Raw genomic sequence first — 13,207 nt, 5'->3', positions numbered from 1 at the left:
TCAGGGCAGCCGTTGGAAGAAGACTTTAACTACGCAGACGACCGTGCTTGCCGCTTGAATTGTTGATGCTTGCCTAGGTTTCCGTTTCGTGCGGACCCTGATATCCGCCCAAAGAAGAAGCTACATGAAGGTACAAAGATCGGCCAGGACGGACGCTTCGATTGCAAACAACGTCCTGATAAGCTCTTTCTAGGCGACTGCAGGTTTTTTGAACGGAGCTTGCAGTCGCTGTACCGGTGAGACATGAATCCTCTGGCCGGTGCACCCTGTGGGACGCGATATTAGTCGGTTCATGCATGCGTTTAACCGTTTAACCCCAGCACATCCTGCCAACCTTGACGATCTCGGGAACCGAACGGTGGAGGCGCTCTCCGGCGGTGACGGCTACCAGTATGCGGACGATCATAGAGGCAAGGATCACACACTTTATCCTGCTGGATTGCATAGGGGTTATCGCTCACACACTTGCCGCCCGAGCCGACTCCAAGGAGTCTATCCCGGCTCTAGCTGTCCCGGTGCGGACCTTTGCGGATGCCCATTTCCGACGTTTCTTGGAAGCATTGGCCAAGACAGCTGTCGCAACTAAGGATCGTTTACTGAGAAGGGTAACTCTGGTCCAGTCGGTAGAAGCAGTGTCCTATCAGTGCCGCCGGGGTCACTCTCAGCAATGTGTCTCAGGCCCTTTATCGCATGGCTGGATATTTGAAACCTCTGATAGGAAATGTAGCCCTTATCGTAGGTTCGGGATCCGCTGTGCTAGACCTTTGCCTCGTTGATCACGCCGAACGGAACGTGCACGCTAGGGATCTCGTCGGCGGCACCTTGGAGGTGTCCGAGTTGGTCGTCGAAAAAGATGTGAGGCTTGAGCACGCGCAATACTCTCGCCTTCTCGATGCCGCCAAGGAAGAACGCGTCATTTACGCGCACGCCCCAGGACTTGAGTGTCTTTACGACCCGCTCATGCGACGGGGCATTTCGGGCAGTGACGATAGCGACGTGGACACGTCGGTTGTAGCTAGGCTCGGCCTCTGCAAGCGCTTCCTCAATGTCCTGGATGCGGTTAATGCCGCGGAGGAACTCCGACAACGTCCCCTCGGGCAATGGCTCTTCAAGATGCTCGGTCTCGTGAGCATGAAAGGCTGGCAAGCCATCGGCCTGCATGACACGCTCCGATGAGTCGTCGGCCAAGACGCCGTCAAAGTCGAATGCGATTCGTAGGTCTCTACCATTTGGATCAGCTGCAGGTAACCCCAACACTTGGCCAGCGGCAAACCCCATCCCCAGTGCGACGCGAACGTCCTGCTCATTCTGCGACAGGAACAGGGACATATTGAGAGCACCCATGTATTCATAGGGTGACCGACCCTGCATGAAGATCGCACGCGAAATGGGAAGGTCATGATGTGCAACCGAACGCATCACCCGAAGACCGGTCTCCGGGTCGTTGCGCGACAGCACGATGACCTCGACGAGCGGCTTGCTATCCGGCGAAAGGTCGTTAAGCGAAAGGAGGCGCTTAATGAACGGAAAAGCCACTCCCGGCTCCAGCGCATCCGCGATATGCGCTTCCTGATACTCGCGATATTGAGCTTCCCCGTGATCGCGAAAGACGGTGTCAGCGTCCGACAAATCGAAGAGCGCGCTCGAAGCAACCCCTACGACGAGCATATTTTCCAGATCGTATGCCACATTGCTCCTCAGTCTCAACGGAACGCTCTCCGCTCATGCTATCCGACAGCAGCCGGCCGACTGGGGACTGGTTGCCGTCGCCAGCATGCCGGCCCCACCGTACGATGCGTATTGTTCGAGTCCGCTCCTTGCAAGGCTCGATGCGTATTTATCCGGCCTTTCAAAAACATTCCCCCATAGTGCCCCGTCTGCGGCTTCCAGAGCTGTCTCAAAATCCCTGGGTTCTGAGGCACGGAGTTTACGAGTCGCTATCCCGAACAGGTGCAGCAAGAATGGCCCCGGCTAACTTTCGAGGATTATGACGGTGCCAAATTACTTGGGTTGTCCTACAGCAGTCAGCCACGACCTAATGGATGTTTCCATGGATCTTAGAGTCCCAACCGCAGACAGCAGCGCCTTCGAAGTAGGCGCAAGCTTGCTGGACATCTTGGGCATTTGTTGCGCAATGCCTTCGACTTCTGCGGAGTCAATGGCCTCGAGTTGGTCTGCCCAAGACTGGAGGGTCTCCACAAAATCCGGAGGCATTTCGCTTGCGTCCATCTCGGAATAAAGACTGAATCCACGGTTGAGATTCGTCAAAAGTTGATCCCATACTCGCGTTGCTTCGTGGGCACTAATCGTGAGCTTCTCATTCGGTTGCTTTAGGGCGCTGCCCACACGAACCATCGAAGCCCGCAGTTGGGTGGGATTCTTCGTTTGAAGACCCGCAAATGACTCCTTTAACGCCTCTCCCAAATCGGTGAAGTCTTGAACGAAGGTCTCGAGCGCTTCTTCGGTTTGCGGAAGCAGAGCTTCGGCATTTGCCAAATATTCATCAAATCCTGGTTCTGGCTCACCATCTGGCAATTTGGTGCTAACGGAATCGGCCGGGGAATTGGTCAAGGCTTCTCGGTCCGTGATGACCTGTTCGAGACGGTCGGCTACCAACTCCACTAGATTTCCGTAATCCGCGGATCCACGGTCAGCACGCCGGGCTGCGGTCACGTCGAGGTACAGAGTTGACTTCAACCTTTCGACCACTGGATCCGTCAACGTTTCGGAGCGAAGTGCCGGTGGTGTAATCCAAATCAGTGGCAACAGAAGTTGCTCCGAAGCATTGCGTTGCGCCGCTTCTGAGAATGACGTAAATTCCCGCCTGCACCCGTCACTTTTGAGGTAACGCGGTGAGATGAAGGGCATCAAGAAGGTCGAGGCTTGAAGCTCTTGGTCGAGTCTTGACCAGAGGTCCTCGCCCCATCCAACGTCTTTGACATCAAGGAAAAGCTTGACGGTTCGACCGTGAAGACCATCGAGGGCGTCGACTACGTCGGCGGCGAATTGGCGGATGTCCCCGCCTGTGCTCGAGTCCTGATCTTGGTGGGTGTAGCTGATGAATATCTGTGCTTCTTCTAGGGCGGGCAAGACATCTTCTTTCTCAAGCTCAGAGGCTGATTTTGGGTCGTTTGTTGATATGCGTTCAGGGACTTCAGGCGCGTTCCATAGTTCGAGATTGGACAGCGAGGTCAAGGGCAAAGCCCACAGATCTTTATCGAAAGCAACGGCTTGCTCGCCGGTTCCTATGACGAATCCTCGGTGGAATCTTTCTCCGTAGTAGTTCTTGAAAGCACGGATACCCTTGAAATGGCTCGAAGAGATCGCGCCAGCGGCCTTAATCTCGATGGCCACGAGACGTCCTTGGTTGTCCTCTAGGACGAGGTCAACTTCACTTGTCCGGCCGTTTTTGTTCTCTCTCCAATGGGTGAGATTCACATCGATTTCGGCCCAGCCAAGATGAGCTTTGATTTGCTGCACAATGTGGGTTTCCATCATTCCGCCACGCGTCATTGCATCAGTCATGGTCCGGCCAGTAGCGAGTAGCACTGAGCCGGAGAGCGCGGAATCGGCCGGGTAACATTTGGCGGTGGTACGTGACGACTTCTTCGAAGGCCGGTGGAAGTTGGGAATTTCGTCGAGCAGGAAGCGTCGTTCCAGAATGTCGATGTACCGATTGACCGTTCGGGTGTCGATTCCGATGGATTTGGAAATGGCAGTGGTGTTCAACTCGCCGCCAGGATGCATCAGGAGATGGGTTAGAACGTCATGGGCGATGCGGGAATCATTCCTCTCGCCGGGCAGCACGTCATCGGTGAGGACGGCCTTGATGTCTTGTTCTATCTGACGATGTAGGGCGCGAAGGGAGCGGCCCGCATTCATGATTCGATAACGGGGCAGCCCCCCACGAATCATTCGCTCAGCCCAATCGAGGGGCAGAGGCACCGTTTTCCCGATTGTGGGGCTTCCGTCAAATAGAAGGTCAATGACGGACCAAGGACGAAGTTCTGTAGCAGCAAGTTCAGCTTCAGTCAGTGGTTCCAACGTCAGCCTCGCTGATCGACGGGCCAGTGGGTCTGTCCCACCAAGCCCTGTCTGACCAATCGCCGCCGAACCCGTCAATACACATCGCACGGACTCATCCGTTTCGTCGAGAAGTGCCTTGAGCGCGAGGGGAAGCTCCGGCAACAGTTGGGCTTCGTCGATGGCAAAGGGGGTAGGCAAGCTCCGAAGCCAAGCTAACGGATTATCGGTGGCAGCAGCCAATTGGGTGGGCTCCGTGAGAGTAAAACTGGCAGCGATAAGGTTTGCCTTTTGGAGTTCCCTCAGAAGCCATGTCTTACCAACGGCGCGTGCGCCTTCGACTATGACCACGGGTGTAGTCGCCATGTACTCAATCAAGGTGGGCTGAATGAATCGTTGAACCTGCATGATTTAGATCCTACATTGGATGAGTATAAGATCCAACATAAGACGATCAAAGTGAATCAAAAGTTGTGCGAGTCGTAAGAAAATGAGAACGGCTGCCTACCACCGCGAAGCTTTGAGGCCAGTTACACATCCCATACGATGAGTCTGGCGTCTTCCAAGGGGGTACCCCCAACTGTAATGATCACAATGTTTATAACTTGGCGTCGCACTAACCACATCAGACGAAGATCCCGAATCCGCGACCGCGAGCAATGTCCCATATTCCTGAATGATGGGGAATAAGCGAGAAGTGAGCTTAGCGTTACAGGGTGAGCGTTAACGGAAGCGTCATCCTTCCACAACCTTGCCGGACATCATGCTGTTGAAATTTACCTCAAGCGGGACAAAATTCGACTGAAAAGCAATTCCAGTAGGTCTCTCTACGGGCCCTCCATCGGGGGGTGTAGTCACGGGTTGCCGCATGCCGACTACGGATTCCCCCAGGAGTTGCGTCGGGGTTGGGCCAAGGGGCAGCTTCGGGAGGGGCTGGAATGGGATATCGCGGCCCGTGAAGTGTCGGTCGGCTGCCACATGGAACATGGCAGCGTGAGCTACGGACATCATCCAGGTTTCGGCCAGCAGGGTGGATGGAACCAGCTTTAGAGAAGAGACTTCCAGCCCTTGTTTCCGGTTTCCCTTGCGAGGAGGCCGGGCTAAATAGTCGATCGTAGGCGTATCGAAAATATCGAATGCTTTGGCCCCCGTGAGAGCGCTTAAGGGAACAGTCCCGTCCGCATTTGGTGCCTGAGTGGTGAAAGTCAGGCGAAGATCGCCTCGGGCCCTGACGGATAGGCCATGCTTTACCTTGTTGTGCGCTGCGTTGATGTTGATATCGTCGCGCACTAACAGGGTCATGGCGTGATGGAGCCAGTCGCCGATGACATTTAGCGCCTGGTTGGCCTGCTGTTCGTTGTCGTGCTGGGATGCGACAGCCTCAGGAAAGACCATTTTCCAAAAATTTTGATGTCCTTCTGGGCTCATCAAATGAGTTTTGGCCTGGTCTACCAGGTCTATGGTCCGAATTGGCCCCTCTGCGACTGCAGCCCATGCGCAAGGCGCGGAACCCTGAGCCGCGATGCCTAGGGTTAGGCCGTGATAAAGACGTACAAGAGACTCTGCAGCATGATGGCGTAGAGCGAAAGAGTCTGTCGCTATCTGTAATTCACGGTCCGAGTCGTTGAAGTCAAGTAGATCGGAGATTGAGGTTTGCCCCAGGGCAGCAGCAAGTTTTGGCCCTAAGTCGGTTGCCACGACGTTTTTCTCTGTTTGGCCACTCGCACTCAAGGTCGCGATGCGTGATGAAAAATAGCCGAAGGGACGAGACTGAAAATAGCTGTCATCCAATTCGGTTGCTTGGGTGGTCGTGAGGTTTGGCCCTTGTGGAGGATTGAACACAAAATGATTGTCCTTGAAGTCAGTGTGGTTCAATGGCCGACTCTCCGTAGTGCGCGGTCTACGAGTGCGACGGTCTCGATCACCAAGTGTTGGTGCTGCTCTGGCCCATGGCTCGATTCCATGCCAGTTGGGTAGGGCACCGCACTACATCGTTCGCTGGACAATCCGGTATACCGTGCTGCGGGCGACGCCGAAGAGTTCGGCGATCTCGGCGCTGGTGTGTTTGCCACCGTGGTGGAGAGCGACGAGGTGTTTTTCCTGGGCTTTGGAGAGCTTGGGCTGCTTGCCGCGGAGTTTTCCCTTGGCCTTGGCGATTTGCATGCCTTCGCGGGTGCGGGCGCGGATGAGGTCGGATTCGAATTCGGCGACCATGGCCAGAACGTTAAAGAGGAGTTTGCCGACGGGGTCGGTGGGGTCGTGGATGGATCCGCCGAGGCTTAGCTTGATGTTGCGCTTGGTGAGGTCCTCGACGATGTCGCGCGCGTCGGGCAGGGAGCGGGCGAGTCGGTCGAGCTTGGTGACCACCAGGGTGTCGCCGGCCCGGCAGGCGGCGAGAGCCTGCTGGAGTCCGGGGCGTTCGCGGTTTCGCCCGGTGAGTCCATGGTCGACGTAGACCAAATCATCCGGGACGCCGAGCGCCTTGAGGCCGGCCTGCTGGGAGGAGAGGTCCTGTTGGTTGGTGGAGACGCGGGCGTACCCGACCAAGTGTGGTGACATGTCTCGAGTGTAGCGTTTATGTCACCTTGGCGAGACAGTTTATCGGGCCGGGCATACGCGAATCAGGGTTCCTTGAATTTTCGACGTATTTGACCGGCGGATTTTTGCCAGTCGGGTGTCGCGGTGGAGGATCCTTGGGTTCGCGCGGTGATTGCAACACTTAGTGAATGAGTGTTGACATGGGAAAATATTCAATCCTTTACCGACCAGATCTTCTGCAGGTCTTTTGGGCAGGAATGCAGGCAGGTGATTTCATCACCGACGCCGTCATTCCCCTGAACACCAGCAGACGCACCGGGCGCACCGTCCTGGCCGCCGCCGGCGGTGTCCGTCCCCGCCGAGGCAGGAACCTCAAGGGCCGCTGCCTGACCTTTGAAAAGCGTGAGGAGATCGCCATCCTGCGTGCCCAAGGCCAGTCCCTGCGGAAGATCGGAGCAGCGATCGGATGCTCCGCCTCGACGGTGTCCCGGGAGCTGCGCCGCAACACTAAAGCGGGGAATGAGTATCGGGCGACCTCGGCCCACGTGCTGGCCTACGAGCGGGCCTCCCGTCCCAAACCCGCCAAGCTTCACACGAATCTGGTGTTGCGTGGAATAGTCGAGGAGGACCTTGCCAAGAAGTATTCACCGGAACAAATAGCGGGGCGGTTGCGCCTGCGGTTCCCCGACCAACAGGAGATGCGGGTGTCCCCGGAGACGATCTACCAGTCCCTCTACGTCCAGTCGCGCGGCGCCGTGAACCGCGATCTGGCCGCGTGTTTACGTACCGGCAGGGCCGTGCGCAAGCCGTGCCGCAAGGCCGGCCAGCGCAAGAACCGGATCCCGGGAATGATCAACATTTCCGAACGCCCCGCAGAAGTGGAAGACCGCGCCGTCCCGGGGCACTGGGAGGGCGACCTCATCATCGGCAAGGGCAACCAGAGCGCCATCGGGACCCTGGTGGAGCGCAACACCAACTACACGATGCTCGTCCACCTGCCCCAGGGATACAAGGCCGAACAGATGCGTCAGGCGCTGACCGCAAAGATCAAGACCCTGCCCGAATCGCTGCGCCATTCCCTGACCTGGGACCAGGGCATCGAAATGCAGTCCTGGAAGAGCGTCAAGATGGACACCGGCATGGAGATCTACTTCTGCGACCCGCATTCGCCTTGGCAGCGAGGCATCAACGAGAACACCAACGGGCTGTTGCGACAGTACTTCCCCAAGGGCACGGACCTGGGCATCCACAGCGCCGAAGACCTCGACTGGGTTGCCGCCGAACTCAACGACCGGCCACGCAAGCGGCTAGAGTTCAGGAAGCCGATCGAGATGATCGGAAGCCTCCTGTTGCAATGACCGCCAGAATCCGCCGTTCCCCATGTGGACGAAAATAGACGGTACAGACGACTTCGAGCATTCACTGCGGTCGCTGCGAGTGGTGTTCCCGCACTAGAACAGATCGCGGCCACTGCTCCTCGTTTCACGAAATTCGTGCCAGAGCCTGCCTAAGGGCCGTGACTTTTAGTTCGAGTTGGTGGTTTTGCTCGGTCCGGGTCGCCGGTCGTTGTGGCCTTGGATGAGACCTGCCCCAGCGGGAACACCTGCGCCGACTAGATAGGTGGTCATCACATGAGTGAACATTGCGTCAGGACCCGCGGGCTCATGTTGTTCGCTGAGCGCCTCGGCCAGTAGCGGGTACTTCGTGGACTGAACCACCTCGGACATATACTGCGCGCGATCTTTTGCGTCTAAAGTGATACCCCCGGAACCGGAGCCGGCCGCTGATGCCAGCTCATTTTGCACGAAGGCAGAGGCAATGGCCGTCATCATGGCGACAGTCTGGACCTTTGAAGGACCGGACATTGTTGCCGTTTCCAAGGCTGATAAAGCACGTTCCAGATACTCCAAAGAGTTGGGCCCCATGGAGGGGCGGGCCAGGAGCAGCGGAGCAAGCCACGGGTGTCTGTGCATGATGATCCGCCCCTGACGCGCTAGGTCTAGCAGCTGGCTTCGCGCAGGTTCAGCCGAAGGTGTTAGGTCGAATTCGCCACTAACAGTGTCGATCATCAATTCAACTAGTTCGTCATGGGATCTCACATACCTATAAAGCGATGCCGCTCCGGAACCGATGCTGGCTGCCACTCGACGAATGGACACCGCTGCCATACCTTCTTGGTCCGCGATGCCGATTGCCGCCGCAACGATCCGCGCGCGCGAGTGTTCCGGTTTCGGTCCGACGGCGGAACGCTCCGGACGCCGCCAGACATTAATAGGGTCATGGGGAGGCACTCCTGATCAACCTTCTTTCGTTCGCTTGGATTTGCTACTCCGTACATTTCACTATAACTTTAACTGCGAACAGTGATCGCAATCAAGTGAAATGAGAACCAGCATGCGAGTACTCATGATTACACCCGGGACCCGAGGTGACGTGGCCCCGATGGCGGGGCTTGGCAGCAGGCTTCAAGCGTTGGGCTTCGATGTCGCCATCGCCGCCAATGCCGCCCATGCCCCATTGATCACCACGGCCGGGTGCGAGTACCGCGAACTCCCTGGAGACATGAGTCACCTGGTAAACCCTGCTCCCCCAGGCCAGAAGGCGACAAGCTCGGATCTGAGAAGGTACATGAGCGAACTTGGCGACTACATGGAGCTGGCCGCCACTGGTTCACTTGCTGCAGCAGAGCGCGGTGCCGACGTGATTCTGGCCAATTCGATAGCGCCTTACGCCTACGACATGGCCGAGGCTCTCGACATTCCAGTCATTGGAGCCCACCTGCAACCGACCGAACCGAGCTCGGCCTACCCTCCCGTGCTTCTGGGCATCGCCAGAAGTTTGGGCCCGATCGGCAACAAGCTCCTCGGTTCACTGATCGTCGCCGGCAAAGCACCCTACGACGCGCCGAGCGCCCGCATCCGCCTCGCCCTTGGGTTGGATAAGAAATCACGGCCTGCAGCCGAACGGCAACGCAGAAAGGCAAATCACCCCGTCCTCCACGGCTTCAGCTCCAGTGTTTTCCCGCGCCCGTCAGACTGGCGGTCCGGACTTGTCACCACCGGCTATTGGTGGCCGAAAGTCGATCCGGATTGGCGGCCATCCCCTGAGCTGCGTGAATTCCTTGCGGACGGACCCCCACCGGTCTTCATCGGCTTCGGTAGCAGCGAAGCGATGGACGCTGATTTCATGCTTGAGACAATTCGCCGCACGGGGATCCGTGCGGTCTTACAGGGTGTGGAGGAAGTCTCCGAGCCCGACGCGCTCAGCATCGGAGCGGTTCCTCACGAATGGCTCTTCCCACAGATGGCTGCCGTGGTGCACCACGCCGGGGCAGGGACCACCGCGGCAGGGCTGCGCGCCGGAGTTCCGACGGTCAGTGTGCCGATATTCACGGATCAGCCGTTCTGGGCCGGCCGAATCACGGCTCTCGGCGCAGGCCCAGAACCGGTCCCCTACAAGGAGTTGAGTACCGAACGCCTAAGCGACACCATCAAGCGCGCTACTGCGAATCCGGAATATGCCACAAAATCACGTATGTTGGCTGCAGTACTGGCAGCGGAAGACGGAACCGCACCCGTTGCGGCAGCGCTGCGAGTCGCTGGACAGTAATTGTACTGAGGCACCGGAATCGATCGTTCGTAGGGCACCTTCCATACCCATGTCGCATGAACCTATCGGCGAATTCAGCCGGTTTTCGCACTAGGGGTTTTCCATGGCACCGGTAGTAGCCGTTCCATGGCTTGTGCGGCGCTGATTCCATTCAGGATCTTGCGGAGCCGGGGTTGAGCTCGGCGGTGAATTCCAGCAGCCGCTTCCGTTAAGGCACGGATAAATCCGTGCCTTGGGAAAGTACTGGCGCAGGAACTCAATATCCGGTCAAGGAAGACCACCGCCGCTGCCACCCTGGCCCAACGTTTCGGCGCGGAGCGCAGGGCAGCAGCGGCTTCGGGTAGTCTCCGAAACAAAGGATCATGGCGACCGCCGAGCGATGCGACTACACGCTGGAGTGCCCAATGCGCATCCGGCTGGACGTTGGCGGGACACTCAAGGACAGTGAGATGAACCCCCGCCGGCTTCTGGCCCGGCAACCAGCATCGACCAAAGCATCGTCCTGAACAGACGCCGTATCTCATCAACTGCGCGCCCGAGTCTGCGGCCGCCCATAGACGTCGGTGAAAAAACGACGGTACTGCAAAAGTGCTCCGCGATTCACAAAGGGTTCAATTTCTGGACTTCGGACCGTCTGCGTCAGAAAATCACAGGTCTCATCGGCGCGGTTGGACCCGTTTGTGGTCGGGAAAGAATCCGTGTTCAAGACCCCAGAGCATCGCATTGGACCGATCGGTGACCCCTATGCGGCGGTAGCAGCTGCGGATAAATGTCTTGACGGTGTTGATGGATAACCGGGCCCTGTCGGCGATCTCGGCATTGGTCAAACCTTGAGTGATCAGTGCGAGCACCTCAGCCTCCCGTTGAGTGAGGCCTTCTTCACGGCCGGGCCAGTCACCCAGGCTCGACTTCCCTTGGCCGCTGGATCCATGGAAGACCTTGCCTTCGCCCCTGTGGATTTCGTGGAGCGCGCTGACTAGATGTGCCGCGGGCAAGCCTTTGGACAGGTACCCGCTGGCGCCGTTGGCCAATGCGGCCTTGATCCGCGTTTCATCGAGGTCCCAAGAATAGACAACGACTTTACCTGCCAAGGGATTGCTTGCCAGTTCATGGACATCGGCACCGTCTCCGGGGGTTGCGGCAAACGTATCGTAAAGCGTGAGGTGGACAGGTGTGTCCACATTCTTATTAAGGTCGAGTTCCACGACTTCAAGGGTGTCACCGTAAGAACGAAGCATCATCTCCAGCCCTCGAAGCACGATTTCATAGTCATCTATTAGTGCTACGCGAAGGCTTTCCATGCCTCCACTGTAGGGCAATTGTGGGCATGCAAGTCCACCCCTAGGGGTGAAGAAGTTAACCCCTCTTGAGCAATACGCTTCGGGGATGGAATCAACACAAACCATGAAAAAGGCCATAACGGAGGACGGAGGTCTCACACACGCGAGTGTTCGGGAACGGATCGTGCAGCTGGCGCTGGTCGAAAACCAGCGCCGCATGGCTACGTACCCCGGAGAGATCGCCACCGTATTCCGACGTGAGGAAAGAATCGTGGTGGCGCTGCACAGGGACGGACGCGCACTCAATAGCCCACATATTGCACATGTGTCGGAGCCGGCTACCGCCGTTTGCTCCGCCAATGAAGCGGTAGCCAAAGAATGCCGATGACAACCAGCCAACCGACCGCTCGGTGTCAAGCTGATCCCGCCCTCACTCAGTCACCTACTGATTTACTGTCAGAGGGCACGAAGGTGGTGGTCATCGATGCCGGCATAGAGATCCACGGATACGAAGTGGCCCGCAAGGGGAACCGCGTTCGGGTGCTGTGGGCTGTTGCTTCCGGACGGCACCGCCACAGAACATTTTCTGACAAGACTGTTTTCCAACCTGATAACCCTGGCAGCTGGGACGGATACCCTATCCACGATGATCAGCTTGCCGCGATTCGTCAGGCAGCCCGCTGAACGCGGCGAACGGGCGCGTTCTCAAGTATGCCCGACCTCAAGACCCGGAAATTCGGGAAACGAATCAGACTTCAACCAATGAAAGCACCCGAACTTCTCCACGTTTGCGTGACTCTAATCCCGGAGCTGCTTTGCAGGAGTCTGCACCAGGGACAACGTCCAGCCGCATGTCTCGCCCACCAGTTTCTGGAGAATTAGAAGGCGGAATGAACACCGATCAGTTGGTGCTTCAGTTCATGAGCCTCGCCGACGCCCTCTCACGCCGATATCGCGCCCCGGGGTGTGAGGCCGAAGACCTCCAACAGGTGGCCAGGCTTGGTCTCGTAAAGGCTGCCAGGAGGTACCACGAGGCAGGGAATTATGGGTTTGTGGCCTTTGCCGTGCCAACTATCAACGGCGAGCTGAAGCGACATCTCAGGGACCATTCCTGGGCGGTGCGACCTCCGAGGGCAATTCAGGAGGCCACGCTGAAGATCAAGCACTTACGTCCAGAACTGACGCAGCGCCTTGGCCGGGAGCCTTCTACCTCCGATCTGAGCACGGCCTCCGGCCTATCAGAGAAGGAAACAACCCTCGCCTTGCTGGCGGAGATGGCCATGGTTGCCCAACAGCTCGAACACAACGATTCTTCAACAAGCTCTAAGCCCCGAGTGCACGACGTCGTTCTGGGGGTGGATGACCCCGCTTATGAACGCATCGAGCAAGAAATGATCGTGGAAGCTGCTCTTAGGGACGCGAGTATGGAAGACCGCCGGCTGCTCTATCTGCGCTTCGTCCTTGAGCTGTCACAGGGACAGATTGCCCAAGAGATCGGTGTCAGCCAAATGCAGATATCCCGCCACCTCCGGCAGTTGCTTGGACGGCTCGGGCGGCGGTTAACCGAGCCAGCGATAATGTAAGTGACCACGCTGGGTACAAATTGTTGTTCCCCGGCCCGCGTCCTTTGCAGAGGACATGGGCCGGGGAACGTGTTTCACTATTGCCTGGGTGGGGGCGCAGATGCAGGTCAAGAGAGTTCATTGTGACTTTCTTCGTTTACTGCAGTGCTGGCTGCAGTCCCCTGCCCATCGGCT

The 13,207-nt window shown here is 57.6% G+C and carries 10 protein-coding genes; 4 read left to right on the top strand and 6 right to left on the bottom strand.

Annotated features, from left to right (window positions below):
• Positions 1-756 precede the first annotated feature (756 nt).
• From HED64_RS13875 to HED64_RS13860, 4 genes are all read right to left on the bottom strand, one after another.
• Positions 757-1,689 (bottom strand): 5'-nucleotidase, encoded by a 933-nt coding sequence (locus HED64_RS13875; protein WP_342590730.1) that lies wholly within the window; start codon positions 1,687-1,689, stop codon positions 757-759.
• A gap of 312 nt (positions 1,690-2,001) precedes the next feature.
• Complete coding sequence (locus HED64_RS13870) at positions 2,002-4,431, bottom strand: DUF4143 domain-containing protein (RefSeq protein ID WP_168152635.1); 2,430 nt, start codon at positions 4,429-4,431, stop codon at positions 2,002-2,004.
• 327 nt (positions 4,432-4,758) lie between these two features.
• Positions 4,759-5,898, bottom strand: coding sequence for a hypothetical protein (locus tag HED64_RS13865; RefSeq protein ID WP_168152634.1), 1,140 nt, complete (start codon positions 5,896-5,898; stop codon positions 4,759-4,761).
• Positions 5,899-6,009: 111 nt separating this feature from the next.
• Positions 6,010-6,582 (bottom strand): recombinase family protein, encoded by a 573-nt coding sequence (locus tag HED64_RS13860; protein ID WP_168152633.1) that lies wholly within the window; start codon positions 6,580-6,582, stop codon positions 6,010-6,012.
• Between the two features lie 167 nt (positions 6,583-6,749).
• Here HED64_RS13860 and HED64_RS13855 point away from each other — a divergent pair, with 167 nt between their 5' ends.
• Positions 6,750-7,919, top strand: a complete 1,170-nt coding sequence (locus HED64_RS13855) for an IS30 family transposase (protein WP_425351803.1) — start codon at positions 6,750-6,752, stop codon at positions 7,917-7,919.
• Between the two features lie 165 nt (positions 7,920-8,084).
• On the opposite strand, the gene HED64_RS19910 is transcribed toward HED64_RS13855, so the two are convergent.
• Positions 8,085-8,852 carry a TetR/AcrR family transcriptional regulator gene (locus tag HED64_RS19910; RefSeq protein ID WP_168152632.1) on the bottom strand — a complete coding sequence of 256 codons (768 nt, stop codon included), beginning with the start codon at positions 8,850-8,852 and terminating at the stop codon, positions 8,085-8,087.
• Positions 8,853-8,955: 103 nt separating this feature from the next.
• Between HED64_RS19910 and HED64_RS13845 the strand changes: the two genes are divergently transcribed.
• Entirely contained in the window at positions 8,956-10,170 is a 1,215-nt protein-coding gene (locus HED64_RS13845; RefSeq protein WP_168152631.1) for a glycosyltransferase, read from the top strand.
• 656 nt (positions 10,171-10,826) lie between these two features.
• Here HED64_RS13845 and HED64_RS13840 read toward each other — a convergent pair.
• Positions 10,827-11,471, bottom strand: coding sequence for a response regulator transcription factor (locus tag HED64_RS13840; RefSeq protein ID WP_168152630.1), 645 nt, complete (start codon positions 11,469-11,471; stop codon positions 10,827-10,829).
• A gap of 363 nt (positions 11,472-11,834) precedes the next feature.
• On the opposite strand from HED64_RS13840, the gene HED64_RS13835 reads away from it, so the two are divergent.
• Together HED64_RS13835 and HED64_RS13830 are read left to right on the top strand one after the other, a co-directional pair.
• Positions 11,835-12,134 (top strand): hypothetical protein, encoded by a 300-nt coding sequence (locus HED64_RS13835; protein WP_168152629.1) that lies wholly within the window; start codon positions 11,835-11,837, stop codon positions 12,132-12,134.
• 206 nt (positions 12,135-12,340) lie between these two features.
• Positions 12,341-13,033, top strand: coding sequence for a sigma-70 family RNA polymerase sigma factor (locus HED64_RS13830; protein ID WP_168152628.1), 693 nt, complete (start codon positions 12,341-12,343; stop codon positions 13,031-13,033).
• Positions 13,034-13,207 lie beyond the last annotated feature (174 nt).

This window comes from Paeniglutamicibacter terrestris (genome assembly GCF_012271785.1).
Lineage (GTDB): Bacteria > Actinomycetota > Actinomycetes > Actinomycetales > Micrococcaceae > Paeniglutamicibacter > Paeniglutamicibacter terrestris.
This window is presented reverse-complemented; position numbering and strand designations above follow the sequence as displayed.

What these genes read in the sequence shown, in the direction of transcription:
- HED64_RS13870 (WP_168152635.1), bottom strand. Translation starts at nt 4,431, where the DNA reads ATGCAGGTTCAACGATTCATTCAGCCCACCTTGATTGAGTACATGGCG.
- HED64_RS13860 (WP_168152633.1), bottom strand. Translation starts at nt 6,582, where the DNA reads ATGTCACCACACTTGGTCGGGTACGCCCGCGTCTCCACCAACCAACAG.
- HED64_RS13855 (WP_425351803.1), top strand. Translation starts at nt 6,750, where the DNA reads ATGAGTGTTGACATGGGAAAATATTCAATCCTTTACCGACCAGATCTT.
- HED64_RS13845 (WP_168152631.1), top strand. Translation starts at nt 8,956, where the DNA reads ATGCGAGTACTCATGATTACACCCGGGACCCGAGGTGACGTGGCCCCG.
- HED64_RS13840 (WP_168152630.1), bottom strand. Translation starts at nt 11,471, where the DNA reads ATGGAAAGCCTTCGCGTAGCACTAATAGATGACTATGAAATCGTGCTT.
- HED64_RS13835 (WP_168152629.1), top strand. Translation starts at nt 11,835, where the DNA reads ATGACAACCAGCCAACCGACCGCTCGGTGTCAAGCTGATCCCGCCCTC.
- HED64_RS13830 (WP_168152628.1), top strand. Translation starts at nt 12,341, where the DNA reads ATGAACACCGATCAGTTGGTGCTTCAGTTCATGAGCCTCGCCGACGCC.